General features: G+C 57.5%; 14 protein-coding genes and 1 pseudogene. 8 read left to right on the top strand and 7 right to left on the bottom strand.

The genetic code is table 11. From position 1 onward, the window contains the following. Positions 1–277: 277 nt before the first annotated feature. The 6 genes from LC094_RS21160 to LC094_RS21185 all read right to left on the bottom strand — a co-directional run bounded on the left by LC094_RS21160 (position 278) and on the right by LC094_RS21185 (position 6,880). On the bottom strand, positions 278–1,060 hold the full coding sequence (locus LC094_RS21160; protein ID WP_226554785.1) for an SDR family NAD(P)-dependent oxidoreductase: 783 nt from the start codon (positions 1,058–1,060) through the stop codon (positions 278–280). A 15-nt stretch (positions 1,061–1,075) separates the two neighbouring features. After that, entirely contained in the window at positions 1,076–2,392 is a 1,317-nt protein-coding gene (locus LC094_RS21165; RefSeq protein WP_226554786.1) for a TRAP transporter large permease, read from the bottom strand. 90 nt (positions 2,393–2,482) lie between these two features. Beyond that, on the bottom strand, positions 2,483–3,025 hold the full coding sequence (locus tag LC094_RS21170; protein WP_226554787.1) for a TRAP transporter small permease: 543 nt from the start codon (positions 3,023–3,025) through the stop codon (positions 2,483–2,485). Between the two features lie 4 nt (positions 3,026–3,029). Continuing rightward, complete coding sequence (locus tag LC094_RS21175) at positions 3,030–4,115, bottom strand: C4-dicarboxylate TRAP transporter substrate-binding protein (RefSeq protein ID WP_226554788.1); 1,086 nt, start codon at positions 4,113–4,115, stop codon at positions 3,030–3,032. Between the two features lie 52 nt (positions 4,116–4,167). Further along, on the bottom strand, positions 4,168–5,679 hold the full coding sequence (locus LC094_RS21180; protein ID WP_226554789.1) for a class I adenylate-forming enzyme family protein: 1,512 nt from the start codon (positions 5,677–5,679) through the stop codon (positions 4,168–4,170). Positions 5,680–5,704: 25 nt separating this feature from the next. After that, positions 5,705–6,880: a thiolase domain-containing protein gene (locus LC094_RS21185; RefSeq protein WP_226554790.1), complete on the bottom strand. Its 1,176-nt coding sequence runs from the start codon at positions 6,878–6,880 to the stop codon at positions 5,705–5,707. A gap of 115 nt (positions 6,881–6,995) precedes the next feature. On the opposite strand from LC094_RS21185, the gene LC094_RS21190 reads away from it, so the two are divergent. Beyond that, complete coding sequence (locus LC094_RS21190) at positions 6,996–7,562, top strand: LuxR C-terminal-related transcriptional regulator (RefSeq protein WP_226554791.1); 567 nt, start codon at positions 6,996–6,998, stop codon at positions 7,560–7,562. Positions 7,563–7,752: 190 nt separating this feature from the next. Then, positions 7,753–7,983: pseudogene (locus LC094_RS21195) on the top strand (IS5/IS1182 family transposase); the annotation flags it as partial. 155 nt (positions 7,984–8,138) lie between these two features. Here the strand turns inward: LC094_RS21195 and LC094_RS21200 are convergent. Beyond that, positions 8,139–9,191, bottom strand: coding sequence for a LysR family transcriptional regulator (locus LC094_RS21200; RefSeq protein WP_226554792.1), 1,053 nt, complete (start codon positions 9,189–9,191; stop codon positions 8,139–8,141). Between LC094_RS21200 and LC094_RS21205 the strand changes: the two genes are divergently transcribed. The 6 genes from LC094_RS21205 to LC094_RS21230 are packed head-to-tail and all read left to right on the top strand — an operon-like array spanning position 9,169 to position 13,724. Next, on the top strand, positions 9,169–10,170 hold the full coding sequence (locus LC094_RS21205; protein WP_226554793.1) for an ABC transporter substrate-binding protein: 1,002 nt from the start codon (positions 9,169–9,171) through the stop codon (positions 10,168–10,170). The genes LC094_RS21200 and LC094_RS21205 overlap by 23 nt on opposite strands. Positions 10,171–10,173: 3 nt before the next feature. Continuing rightward, positions 10,174–10,908, top strand: a complete 735-nt coding sequence (locus LC094_RS21210) for an isochorismatase family protein (RefSeq protein WP_226554794.1) — start codon at positions 10,174–10,176, stop codon at positions 10,906–10,908. After that, the gene (gene rutC / locus LC094_RS21215) at positions 10,905–11,297 is read left to right on the top strand and encodes a pyrimidine utilization protein C (RefSeq protein ID WP_226554795.1); all 393 of its coding nucleotides are present in this window, start codon (positions 10,905–10,907) and stop codon (positions 11,295–11,297) included. Before LC094_RS21210 ends, rutC begins: the two co-directional genes overlap by 4 nt. Continuing rightward, a complete protein-coding gene (locus LC094_RS21220; RefSeq protein ID WP_226554796.1) occupies positions 11,294–12,136 on the top strand; it encodes an ABC transporter permease in 843 nt (280 codons plus the stop codon). The genes rutC and LC094_RS21220 overlap by 4 nt, the downstream gene beginning before the upstream one ends. Before the next feature lie 11 nt (positions 12,137–12,147). Further along, positions 12,148–12,960 carry a pyrimidine utilization protein D gene (gene rutD, locus LC094_RS21225; RefSeq protein WP_226554797.1) on the top strand — a complete coding sequence of 271 codons (813 nt, stop codon included), beginning with the start codon at positions 12,148–12,150 and terminating at the stop codon, positions 12,958–12,960. Continuing rightward, positions 12,957–13,724 (top strand): ABC transporter ATP-binding protein, encoded by a 768-nt coding sequence (locus LC094_RS21230; protein ID WP_226554798.1) that lies wholly within the window; start codon positions 12,957–12,959, stop codon positions 13,722–13,724. Before rutD ends, LC094_RS21230 begins: the two co-directional genes overlap by 4 nt. Positions 13,725–14,248: the final 524 nt, after the last annotated feature.

The following is a 14,248-nucleotide window of genomic DNA, read 5'->3' on the forward strand; positions in this document are numbered from 1 at the left end:
AAAATTCGAACACGCGCCGTTTATCCGAGCAATTCAAGCCAAAGGAAAATTGCGAAAAATAAACATAGCAAAACACCTAATGAAAAAATCGAAACTGCATAGCCGGAAACATCTTGACTGGTGACAACGGGCTCCTCGTCGATATGTGACGGGGTCTCTAAGCGCGTTTACTGTTCCCCATAACGACCTCGAAAAATGACTTTCGAGACGCAGTGCCTGGTTTGCGGCCTTAGAAAGGTTGATTGGTTCTACGCCAATCTCACCTTTCCAACCCTACTCAAGCTTGCAGATTGCCGGTTTGTGTCATCCCGGACGCCATATAGCCTCCATCTACCGTCAAGACCTCGCCATTGACAAAGGACGCGGCAGGGCTTGCGAGATAGGCTACGGCCTCTGCAATATCTTCCGGCTGCCCGAGGCGGCGGGTCGGTGTCATGTCCAGCACACGAGACCATGTTTCTTCACTGTAAGCGGCGCGTGTCATCGGTGTCTCTATGACCCCCGGCGCAATGGCATTGGTGGTGATGCCACGCGCGCCGAGTTCAAGCGCAAACTGCCGGGTAAGCCCCAGAATGGCGGCTTTCGACGTGCCATAAGCCGTGCGCCCGACACCGGCCCGCAGACCGGAGATCGAGGCGATATTGATGATCCGCCCATAGCCGCGTGCCGCCATGCCGCGGGCGATATGCTGGCTCACAGTGAAGGTGCCGGTGACATTGACCTCCATGACCTTGCACCAGTTCTCATGGGCAAAATCCAGAAGCGGCTCCACGAGAATGAGCCCGGCGCTGTTTACAAGAATGTCGATGGGACCAAGTTCGTCTTCGGCTTTGGAAACCACGTCGGGAAGTGCGGTCGCATCCGCAACATCGTGGGCGAGAGCAATCGCTGTTCCACCCTGAGCTGCGATCTCGCGGGCGACCTCTTCGGCGGCCTCTGGGCGCAGGTCGGTGACGGCCACACGGGCCCCCAACGCTGCCAACCGCAGAGCGCTTGCCCGCCCGATACCTGAGCCGCCACCGGTGATGAAGGCGATGCCGTAATCCGTTCGTTGTGTCATAGGAAATCTCCTGAGTTATCGGGCCATCATGGTGTCGGGCAGCCAGGTGATGATCGACGGGAAGGCGAAGAGCAGAACGATAGTGACCATCTCGATCGCCACGAACCAAAGCGCGCCCCGGAACACATCCGGAAGAGGTGTATCGCGATCAATGCCCGCGATCACAAAGCAATTGAGGCCCACGGGCGGTGTGATCAGTCCGATCTCGCACATTTTCACGCAAAGAATGCCGAACCAGATCGGATCGAACCCAAGTCCCGACACAGTAGGAAACACGATGGGCAAGGTGATCACCATCATCGAGAAGGCATCGAGAAACATGCCAAGCGGGATATAGAGCAAAAGGAGCACCGCAACGATCAGATGAGGCGGAATACCGCTTTCGGTGATGGCGCCTGCGATCATCTGCGGCACCTGTACGAGGGTCAGGAAAAAGCTGAAAATGCCCGCGCCAATCATCGTGAAGAGGATCATCACCGTGGTGGTGGCGGTCGAGCGGAAGCTTTCGGAAAGCGCAGTGCTCAGACGCCCGCGCGCCGATTTCGCGAAGACCAGCATGAGCAAGGCAGCGAGCGCACCGATGGCACCGGCTTCGGTGGGCGTAACAAACCCGAGGTAAATGCCGCCCAGTACGATCACGAACAGGACGAGCACCTGCCAGGCCTGCGTCGTCGAGGACAGACGCTCTCCCCAAGAGGCCTTGGGGGCTCGGGTGGAGTGATGCTGAACCCGATGGCCGATCAAGGCGACACCGATCATGAAGGCGACCGTGGTGATCAGGCCAGGAACAAAGCCCGCGATCAACATTTTTCCGGCGGAGACCTCGGTCAGGGCTGCATAGAAAATCAGCAGGACGGATGGCGGGATCAGAACGCCAAGCACGCCACCTGCAGCCACGGCCCCTGACGCGAGGCGCGGATCGTAGCCCTTCTCCTTCATCTCCGGGATGGCGACCGCCCCTACAGTAGCCGCCGTTGCCACCGAGGACCCCGAGGTCGCGGCAAAGCCTGCCGAGGTCAGGATGCTCGCCATCGCCAGCCCCCCCGGCAGGTGACCTACCCATTTGTTGGCGACATGGAACAGGCGTTTGCCGACCTGCGCATGATGCGCGAAAGCCCCCATGAGGATGAAAAGCGGGATGACCGTAAGCGCGTAACTTGCTGTATGGCTGAAGGAAAAGGATTTGAGCCGTGCCAACAGGAAGCCCAGGTTTTCCACCATGACGATGCCGAAGGCACCGGAGAGGGCCAGCGCGGCAAAGACCGGGGTGCCCAGAGCCATGAGGAAAAAGATCAGCCCGACGGCGAGCAAGGTGATGAGTGTCACATCCATTGTCGATGTCCTGTGAAGTGCAATGTCGCGGTCCCGGTGACATGCGCCGGGGCCTTTTTCTTGGGGCGCGTTTCTTGGGGCGCGCGCGGCTCAGTGCTGGGGCTTGTCCCCGGCGCTTGGAGGCACGGTGTCGAGATGCGGCTGCGCGATCTGTTTCAGTGCGATGCGCAGGCTGTGCAGGGCGGCTTGCAGCGCAGCAAACCAGAGCCCTGCGGCCACCGCGATTTTGGCCCACCAGATCGGCACCTGGAAATAGCCCCAACGGAATTCCCGGATCGAGAAGGAATAAGCCGCCTCCTGTGTTGCCGGCCAGGCCAGCATCAGAAAGGTCAGCGCAGCAAACAGCCAGGCAAGCGCCGTGCAACCACGCGAAAACGGTCCGGGCAGCGCATCGGTCATCATGGTGACACGGATGTGGCCGTCATCGAGCAGGGTCGCGCCCAGCCCCATGAAAACCACCATCACCATGGACATTTCCGTCATCTCGAACAGCCCGGGCACAGCGCGCCCGAAGGCGGCGCGGGCCACCACATCCACTGTGATGGCCACCATCATGAAGGCGAGGAACCCCAGCGCCAGCCATGATGTGATCCGGGCGATCCCGTCGAGCAGGCGGTTCAGCCACGCCAGCATCAGCTTACAGACCCGCCGCGATTTCGACCGGGCGCTTCATTGTCCCGGTGCCTGCGTGGCGCGCGATCGCCTCTTCGACCACCGCCTGCATGGCCGCCCCGTCGATACCGTTGGGCTTGGCCACGGTCTCGATCCACTTGTTGACCTGTGCGGGCTGAACAAGCGCCTTGGTCCGGGCTTTTTCCGCATCCGAGAGTGCGGAGAGCACCACGCCTTCGGCCTGCGCCTTCTGCACGTAATCGGCCAGCACCTTGTTGTAGATTTCGGCAAATTTCCCACCATAGAGCTCATCGGCCAGATCGGTGCAGATCTGTTGGTGCTCTGCAGGGAGGCCCTCCCAGACGCGGCGGTTCATGATCGTGACGGCGGGGGCATGCGGACCATCGCCGATGTCGTAGAAATTCGGGGCGATCTCATGCAGTTTGTAGGCAACGGCGGTGACGAAATCGAAGCCGTAGACCCCATCGAGAACCCCGCGTTCGAGCGCCTGATAAACCTCGCCCGCCGCCATCGGCACGGCAATGCCGCCGAGGCTTTCGATCACATCGGTGGCGACGCCGTAGCCGCGGATTTTCTTGCCCTTGATATCGTCGATCGAGGTGATCGGATCACGCATCACCAGAGGCGCATAATTCCAGTTGGTCCAGTAGAGCACCTTGCTGCGATGACGCTCTTCCCATTCCTGCCGCAGCGGCGCGAAATTCTCGTAGACGTCGCGGCACACGAGTTGCAGCTCATCCGCGCGCTCCATGCGGAAATACCATTCAAGGCCGCGTGTGACCGGCAGTTCGGCCTGATAATAGCCCGGCGCGATCAGGGTCATTTCGCTGGTGCCGTCGCGCACCGCGCCGAGATGTTCGCCGACCTTGTTGAGGCTTCCGGCCCAGTAGTATTTGACGCCGATCTCGCCATTGCTGCGATTTGCCAGTTCTTCGAGGAACCAGCGGTCGACCCAGGACGGACCTGCGGTTTCGCTCACATAGCTGTCGAATTTCAGCGAGGTTGCGGCATGGGCAAGACCGGGCAGACCCGAGATCAGCCCCGCGCCTGCGAATGCTCCTGTGGATTTCAGAAAGTCACGTCTTTTCATGGGTATCTCCTCCGTTGGTGCCGGGCTCCTCCTGCCCGGAGATGTTGTGTATTTATGCCGGTGTCGGCGCATGTCCCGTGCGCGTTCTCAGCGCGGTTTTCAGAACCTTGCCGTAGCTGTTCTTCGGCAGCTCGTGGACGAACTGGTAGCGTTTCGGACGCTTGAAAGCGGCGATCTGCTGGCGGCACCAGCTGTCGAGCTCAGGCTCACTGGCGCTCTTGCCGGGTTCGAACACGACATAGGCCACGACCTGCTCTCCCCAATCCGGCTCCGGTTCGCCAATGACGGCGATCTCGAACACGGCCGGATGCGCCAAAAGTGCCTCCTCAACCTCGCGCGGATAGATATTTGTGCCACCTGAAATAATGACATCCTTGGAGCGGTCAGTGAGGTAGAGAAAGCCGTCTTCATCGAGATGGCCCAGATCTCCGGTATGCAGCCAACCGTGTTGCAAGGCTTGCTGGCTGGCCGGTTCGTTCTGCCAATAGCCGGTCATGACGGTTGGCCCCCGGACACAGATTTCCCCGGTATGCCCCGCAGGCAAAGCCTCTCCATCGGAGCCCAGAACCGCAAGTGTGACAGCCCCCTGCGCAATGCCGACAGAGGCGCGCCTCGCCTTCCAGCGCGGGTGAGTCTGATCTGCGACGAGATCGCGGGGCAGGACAGAGATGGTCATGGGGGTTTCGCCCTGACCGTAAATCTGCACAAAGCGCGGACCGAAACAGGCGAGAGCTTCGTCAATGTCATGGGCATACATCGGCCCGCCGCCATAGATGATCGTACGGATGCCCGTGCCGTCGTAGCCCTGTTGCTTTGCCGTGGCGATCAGCCGTTTGACCATCGTAGGCGCCGCAAAGAACACGAGATTGCCACGGGTCTCGGCGAGCGCAATGATCTCGGCGCTGTCGAACCCAGAGGACGCAGGGATGAGATGCGCCCCGCCTGCCCGGATTTGCGCGAACATGTAAAGCCCCGCGCCGTGGGACATGGGAGCGGCGTAGAGCATGTGATCCTCGGGGCATGCCGCATCGACATCGAGCGCATAACACAGAGTCATCTGCCGCAGGTTGTCATGGCTGAGCATGACCCCTTTGGGCGTCCCGGTGGTGCCCGAAGTGTAGAACAGCCAAGCAAGTTCCTGTGCTCCAACCGACTTGGGCGGCGTGAATGTGTCCAGCTCAGGCACCGGCGCAGCGAGCCTCGCCTCGGCGACATCCTCCTGCGTCGCGAAAACAGTGCCGCTCTCCGTCAAGGTCAGCGCCGCCCTTGAATCGCGGATGATCCACTCGGCTTCGCGGGCATGCAGTTTGCAATTCACCGGCACGACAACGGCCCCGAGCCACCAGCAGGCATGTAGCACCTCGATGTACTCGGGCGCATTCTTTGCGAAAATGGCAACCCGGTCGCCCTTTGCGATCCCATGCTCCGCATGCAACCAAGCTGCACGATTGCAGACGGATTGCAAAAGTCCGTGATAGGTCTGGCGCAGGCTGTCGCCGTGATAGAGCGCCGGACGGTCGGGCCATGACAAGGCCGTTTGATACAGCCAATTTGCGATATTCATTGTCTTCACAAGTCCCAAATCATCTTCAGGCGCGATCGGCTTGCAGAATCGTCGCGTAGTTGGCGACGGCCGCACCACCCATGTTGAAAGCGAGGCCCCATTCCGCACCCGCGCGTTGAATGTCTCCCGCACGTCCGGTCAGTTGCCGAAAGCCCAGAGCATGCATCGACACGCCGGTGGCGCCGACCGGATGGCCTTTGGCCTTCAGCCCGCCAGACAGGTTCACCGGGGTACGCCCGTCCGCATATACCGTGCCCTCATCTAGGGCCCTTACCCCCTGCCCCTTTGGCGCAAGTCCCATCGCTTCGTAGATCAGAAGTTCTGCCGGGGTGAAACAGTCGTGAACCTCTGCGAAATCCAGATCTGAGACCGTGATCCCGGCTGCGTCATAGGCCGCGCGAATGGCGCGTTCCGGCCCTTCGAAGGCCACGAAATCGCGGCGGCTCATCGGCAGAAAGTCGGACACATGTTCGGCGGCGGCAATCCGTACGCGGGCAGCGGCGTCCCCGGCATGGGCATTGGCAGCGCTCAAAACGATCGCAGCGGCACCGTCCGTGACCAGAGAGCAATCACTCAATCGCAGAGGCGGTGCGATCAGCGGGTTCCTCTCGCTCACCTCGCGACAGAACTCATAGGTCAGCGGCTTATGCATATGCGCCAACGGGTTTTTCATCGCATTTTCATGGTTCTTCGCCGCAATGCGCGCCATCGTGTCCAGCGGATCGCCATAGCGCGCCGCATATTGGTCTGCCGCAATGGCAAAGACTTGCGGAAAGCTCAGAGCGGCCTCGTTCGCATCATTTTGATACCCCGCCCCGGCCAGAGCCGTCGTGACATCCTCTGTCGACCTATGGGTCATCTTTTCTGCCCCGACGACAAGGACGTTCCGCGCCCGGCCTGCTCGGATGGCGTTCAGTCCGGCGTGAATAGCGGCCGCACCAGAGGCGCAGGCGTTTTCGCACCGAGCGGCAGGGGTATAGCGGAGGTCGGGATGCGCCTGCAAAACGAGCGAGGAGGCAAACCCGTCGGGAACGAGTCCGGAATTGAAATGACCGAGAAAAATGGCATCAATCTCAGAGGGAGGAATCTGTGCCTCCTCAAGAGCTTCACGCGCTGCCTCAACGATCAGCGTTTCGAGCGTGGCGTCGAGGCGACCAAACCGGGTGTGGCCGGAGCCGGTGATATAAATGTCGTGGGTCATGTAACGTCCTCCCACGACAAACGTGATGCAAAAAACACATGGTAGCCATTCGTAGAACTACGTATAAAAATACGTAGTGCCTACGTAGATGCAAATGCAGCGAAAGGAAAACCCGATGGATTTCGACCGGATATCTGAGACCGACCTCAATTTGACGGGTTTCATGGATGCTCCGATCGGCCTCATGGTCCTGTCAAATCGCAAAATTCAGCGCGTGAATACGGAGATGGAGCGCATTTTCGGCTGGACCCGTGACGAACTGGAGGGGCAATCGATCCGCATCCTCTATCCCTCCAGCGTCGATTATGAAAAGACAGGCACCCGCTGGCGGCGTTGGCTGGACGGCCGTCCGCGCTACACAGACGAGCGCTTCATGCAATGCCGTAGCGGTGAGATCATCTGGACCCGAGCGTCAGGCCGGACACTGACGCCCACCGATCCCTTTCGGCTGATGGTTTGGACGTTTGAGCATCTGGAACATCGCCCTCCAAATTCCGCCACATTGACGCCCAGAGAGCGCGAAGTCGCCCGACATATCGTGAACGGGTACACCAGCAAGGAAACCGGCCTGGCGATGGGAATATCCCCCCGAACCGTAGAGGTTCATCGCAGTTCTGTGATGAAAAAGCTGGGGGTGCAAAATGCTGCGGAACTCGTTGCGAAAATGATTGTACAAAACTGACAGGAGCCAGTCTGTGAGATGCAGGACCGGCGGCAATTATTGGGTTACATCGCGCCCCTAGATACAGCGATGAAAACTTGCATCGGCCGTGAGCGAGAACGGGTAAAGGGCCTATTTTAAAAATCCAGTGCTCGATCGAAACGTAAGTTACTGATTCAATTTTCTATACCAGTTGTCGGATTGAGCGACGATGGGACCGAGACAAGAAGTACAGGTGGCCCTTTTCTACGAGTTCTCACTTGAAGATCAAGTTCCCAAAGATCAACTGCTCCGCTCGATTTCTCGGTTCGTCAACATGGATCGCATCCGCGGCCATCTGACGGATTTCTACAGTTACATCGTTCGCCCATCCGTGAACACCGAGCTTTTGATCCGGATACTGTTGGTGTGCGATTGCTTCGGTAACAGGCAGAATTACAGAAGTTTGACAAACACAGAAATCGCCCTGGGGGATGATGCAAATCATATAATTCGTGCAGCTATCGGGAATTTTAATTTGCAGTAACGCTACACCCTTCAAAAGTGTTGTGCGCCCCGTTTCACGTCGACTGATTAGAAACAGATGCAGAATATGAGTCAGGTAATGACATAGTCAGAAGCTTCTTTCTCTAACTGACTTTTAAAGGCTTCGACTGCTGGTGTTGGCGAACTGTCTTTTCGCCATGCCAGATGCAACTCCCGTGTGACAACAGGATTGCGCAAAGGACGAAATGTTAACATTGGGTCGCTTGGGTCGGGCAAAGCGAGGCTTGGAAGAGGAGCAAGGCCGATACCTTCTCGTACCATTGATAGAAGCGTCGAGGGGTTCACCGCCTCATAGGAGACTTTATTCTGTAGTATCCCCGCAGGAAGGCCATGTTCCAGTTCCAGCCGAATGCCGGTTGTAGCGGCCATCATGACGAGCCCCGCATCGCGTGCTTCAGCCCAAGAGGCAGCCTCTCTTTCTGCAAAACGATGATCTCTGCGCATGACCAATGCGAAACGGTCCGTCAAAAGCGGAACGGCATCGAGATCGGAAAGATCAGGTGGTTCATTGGCAATCGCCAGATCAACGTCCCCTTTGCGCGCCATATCCATGCACCGTCCTCGGGGTTCTTCAAAAATCTTAATGCTTATTTTCGGATATTTGGTGCGAAACGCGTTGATAGTTTTCGGGACAAGGCGAATTGCCACAGACGGGACGCAGGCGATATTCACCTGCCCGCGCTCGATTTCCTGCCACGCTCGCATGTCCGATATCTGACGCGTGAAATCCGCGATGATGCGCTGCGCCCCCGGCAGAAACTCCTCACCCATACGACTCAGCATTACCTTGCGGGTTGTGCGATCAATTAACCGAATGCCTAAATCCGCCTCAAGTCGCTGAATAATTAAACTTACCGTCGATTGCGACAGCCCGCAGGCCTGTGCGGCATGGGAGAAGTTCTGGGTCTCTGCAACAGCCACAAAGACCTGTAAATGCTTAATTTCTACATTACTTATTGTCATATTCAATATATATATCGAATTACAATTAATTGACAATGAAAAGCAGCCAAGAAATCTGATTGCCATCCACTTAGCCACAGGTCGAGTAAACGACCGCGCATCAATCAGGGAATACACCATGCTCAACAGACGTTCTTTCATCGCTTCCGGCCTGACTGCCGGGGCGGCATTCTCTACGGGTGTCCTGCCGGCTTTTGCCAACACCTCCGTCACCGTCTCGGAAGCTATTCGGACGGCCATGTATGCTCCGCTTTATGTCGCTGCGAACCTTGACCTCTATAAAAAACATGGGCTGGACGTGAATGTGCAAACGGCGGGCGGCATCGCGCTTCCGATACCGATGATCCTGTCCGGGCGCAGCCTCGTGGGCGTCACAAGCCCCGGCATGTCGGTGAATGCGACGCGCGAAGGAGCCTCCATCAAGAATATCGCCAAAATTGTTGGCGGTGTGTCGATGTGGGCGATTGCCAAGCCGGGTTCCGGGATCTCCACAATCGAAGACCTGAAGGGCAAAACCATTGCAACGCTGAAATTCCCCTCCTCGACCATTCAGGTTCCGACCTACGCGATCCAGAAAACTTTGGGGATGACACCTGAAGAGGCCGGGATCACGTTCCTCGAATTGCCGCCGGGTGCGCAGGCAACAGCCGTGAAAGATGGCCGGGCCGATGTTGCCACCGCCTTTGAATGGGATGTCTCCGTTGGGGCGCGCGACTTCGGACTGGAAGCTGTGTTGTCGCTGGCTGATGTGATCGGGCCGACCTCCTTCACGACCGCCATGGCCACCGAAGAGGCGATTGCCAATCATCCAGAAGAAATTCAAGCATTCTGTAACGCCATTGCTGAAGCCATGACTGCCATGCATGCGGACCATGGTCTTTTGGCAGCGACCGGCGCGGAGTTCTTTCCGCAGGTGGATCAGGACATCATTGAAAGCGCTGCGGGGAACTTCTTTGCCTCTGGTGTCGCAATTCCGACCACTCCGGTGATCTCTGAAGACGAATTCGCAAGCGCCATGTCGCTTGAATTGGGTGGTGGCTCAATTTCCGAGGCCCTGCCTTTCGAACAAATGGTCGACAACCGCTTCGCAACAGCGGCGGCCGCAAAATACGGAGCCTAATCTATGAAAGATAGCCAAACACCAATGATCGCAGGGGACCAAACCGCCCCTGCGATCAAATCCCAGCCGGAACCGCTTGGGATGAACCCGGAAGAAACGGCGATTGTCGTCGTCGATATGCAGAATGGCTATTCCACCAAAGGCGGCTACGTCGATCTGCGCGGCTTTGATGTTTCCGGCACCCGTGCGGTGATCCAGAACATTTCCGATACGGTTGACCTCGCGCATCAGCTCGGGATGCCTGTGATCTTCCTGCAAAACGGCTGGGACCCAGAACTCAAGGAGGCTGGCGGCGAAGGCTCCCCCAACTGGCATAAATCCAATGCGCTCAAACTAATGCGTGAAAAGCCCGAACTCAAAGGCCAGCTTCTGGCCAAGGGGGGCTGGGACTATGCGCTGGTGGATGAACTGACCCCCGGCCCGGATGATATATTGCTGCCGAAAACCCGCTATTCCGGGTTCTGGAACACGCAGCTCAATTCCATCCTACGCGCTCGCGGCATCAAGAACATCGTGTTTTGCGGCATTGCGACCAATGTCTGTGTTGAGACCAGCATCCGCGACGCGTTCCACAACGAATTCTTTGCGGTGCTTCTCGAAGACGCCTGTCACCAGTTGGGTGACGACATGATCCGTGCCGCAAGCATCTACAATATCAAGACGTTCTTTGGTTGGGTCGCGACCTGTGCCGACTTTGCCGAATACGTTTCTCTTACTCAAAAGGAAACCATCGCATGAATGATCGCGTGCTGATCCCCGCTGGTACTAGCGCTCCCCTTGGGCCGTTCTCGCCCGGCATGATGGCTGACAATGTCATCTACACCGCTGGCATCCTGCCTTTTGACGAGAACAACAATGTGGTCCATCCCGGCGATGCCGCGGCGCAAACCCGCCATGTTTTCGAAACCATTCGCGGCATCCTCGCCGAAGCCGGCGCCGGGTTTGAAGACGTTGTGTTCAACCATGTCTTTGTCGCCGATTTCGCCGATTACGCCGCGATCAATGCGGTTTACGCGGAATATTTCCCTGACACAAAACCCGCACGCTACTGTGTACAGGTCGGTCTGGTGAAACCCGAGGCCAAGATCGAGATTGCCACGATTGCGCATAAAAGAGTTGCGTCATGAGCCTTACAGACACAACATCGCCGCCTACGCAGCGCGAGCAGACCGCATCGCGCGGTCAAAATATGACCGGACCGAAGTGGAAGGATGTAACGCCTTCCACGCTCCAGATCCTAACATGGCAGATCGGGCTTTTGGTCGGCTTGCTGGCCCTCTGGGAACTCGCCGTCAGCCTTGGCTGGATCGAGGTCTATATCTATGGTCGCCCAAGCGGCATTTTCACCAAAGCGGTAGACCTGATCGGCAGCGGCGCACTCCTACGCGACAGTGCCCTGACCGCTTTCGAAGCCGTCAGCGGCTTTATCATCGGGACCGTGACCGGCTCTGTTCTTGGGTTGGCGCTCTGGCTCTCCCCCATGGGGGCTTCAGTGCTGCGTCCCTATATGATTGCGCTGAACGGCCTGCCCAAAATCGCGCTGGCGCCTCTGGTCATTATCTGGTTCGGCATCGGGCTCGGATCCAAAATCGCGCTGGCCACCCTTATCACCTTCATTGTCGCCATGATCGCGGCCCAACAGGGCGCGCGTGAGGTGGACAGTGATCTGGTGAAACTGATGCGCTCGCTTGGCGCCACACGGTTCAAGACCTGGCGTACAGTAATCGTGCCGGGAGCCATGCCGTGGATCGTTTCCGCCTTTCGTCTCAATGTCGGCTTTGCGTTGATCGGGGCCGTTGTCGGCGAATATATCGCCTCGAACAAAGGTCTTGGCTACATGATTTCCTATGCTGGCACGCTCTATGACCTGAATTCGGTCTGGCTCGGGATTGCCGCTCTCATGGTTGTAGCCTTGCTCATGTATGCGGTCATCGACTGGTGCGAAGCGCGGTTCAAGCAACGATAAGGAACTGAAAAATGCCAATCGCATATAATGGCAGCGTTGCACTGCATTACGAGGTCAGAGGTGAGGGGGAAACGCTGCTTCTGTCAAGCGGGCTTGGCGGCTCGTGTGACTATTGGGCACCCCAAATCAACGATCTGAGCAAAAAGTTCCAGGTTCTCACCTACGATCATGCCGGATGCGGGAAAAGCGCCCGCGCGGTCGGCCCCCGCAGCGTGACGGACTTCGCTCTGGACATGAAAGCCGTGCTCATGGCCGCTGGCGCATCCCAAGCGCATATCATGGGGCACGCTGTTGGCGGCATGATGGGGTTGCAACTTGCGCTTATGGAACCCGATCTGGTGCAGAGCCTCGTCATCGCCAATGGCTGGGGCGCACCTGATCCGCATATCAAGCGATGCTTTTCCGTTCGGAGCAATTTGTTGCGCGATAGCGGCGCAATCGCCTATGTCGAAGCTCAGCCACTTTTCCTTTATCCGGCCCCGTGGATTTCAAAACGCGATGCGCAATTGCGTCAGAATGCACGCCATGCCCCTGATCACATGCCGGTCGAGGCCGATCTTTTGGACCGCATCGACGTGTTCCAAAACTTTGAGCCTTCGGACATGGCCTTGCGGACCCTGTCTGTTCCGGTTTTGTGTTTGGCGACAGCCGATGACATGCTTGTCCCATGGACGGCCAGCAAAGCTCTGGCGGACCGTCTGGGTAATGGCCATTTCGTCCTGTTCCCGGATGGCGGACATGCCTCAAGCCAAACGGACCCCACCACATTCGATGCCGCTGTGGCGCGATTTCACGATGCCTATGCAAAGGAACTTTCCCTATGACCGCAATTTTGACAGCCGACCAGGTCGGCATGGTATTCGAGACCCCCGGCCGCAACTCCGTCGAGGCAATCCGCGACATCTCCTTCGAGTTGCATGCAGGCGAAATCATTGCGCTGATCGGGCCATCAGGATGCGGAAAGACAACTTTGTTCAACATCATCAGCGGCTTGCTGGAACCCAGCCGCGGCAGATTCACGGTCAACGGCGGTAAGAATGGTCAGTCTGTCGGCTATATGCTGCAAAAGGATCTTTTGCTACCATGGCGCAGTGTGATCGACAATGTGGTGCTCGGACTTGAGGTTCGCGGTGTGGATAAATCGGCCTCCTACCCCATCGCCAAACGCCTGATCGAAGCTTACGGTCTGGCCGGTTTCGAGAATGCCAAGCCTGAGACCCTATCGGGCGGGATGCGGCAACGCGTGGCCATCATGCGTACACTGGCCTTTGACCCAGCCGTGGTGTTGCTCGATGAACCCTTCTCGGCGCTGGATTTCCAGACGCGGACCTTGCTGCAAACCGATGTGGCGCGGATCATTGCCGAGAAACAGAAAAGCGCAATTCTGATCACGCACGATATTGGTGAGGCCTTGACCATGGCGGATCGCGTGCTTGTTTTGTCGCAACGCCCCTCTACGGTGGTTCGGGAACTGGTAATCGATATTCCGCGCGATGCGCGCGATGCCGTTGCCCTTCGGTCGGACCCGCGTTTCAACGACATGTTTATAACCATCTGGAACGACATACAGAGCAAAGCAGCAGCGTGAGCTGTCTGGCAGATTTACCGCGCGTATAATCCTGCGATCTCTTTGACAATGTTTGTGGCGTCCCATGCGCGGTTCGGCCATATCTGAATATTTCGTGCTTGCGGCAGTCTTGCCGTAGGCACACAAGCACAGATTTGTTGTTCCATGTTGCTATCAAAGAATGGCAGCAGAAACACAGTGAGGCTGGTACTTCGAATTGGGAGTTATAACTGAGTCCACTTTATCCGAGCTGTTCGCAAAGCCACCTTTTATTGATCGGTTCACCAGACCGGACATTGGCGCACATGCTCCGAAAACTCGCTTTAGCTCACACTGCCGGACTTCACTCTACAAAGTGCTGTATGATGGTCGAACGGCCGGTCTTGTGAGGCTGCACAGCAGAAAAGGCGTCTGTGATGAACGACAGGGTAATCCCCCCCCGATTTTAGTGGGATGCGGCAGTAGAATTTTCTCGGCAGGATGAACGAGGAGATTCCGATGAAGAAGACACGTTTCACCGAAGCGCAGATCATGGGTGTGCTACG

It is taken from the genome of Celeribacter naphthalenivorans (assembly GCF_020524585.1).
GTDB lineage: Bacteria > Pseudomonadota > Alphaproteobacteria > Rhodobacterales > Rhodobacteraceae > Celeribacter > Celeribacter naphthalenivorans.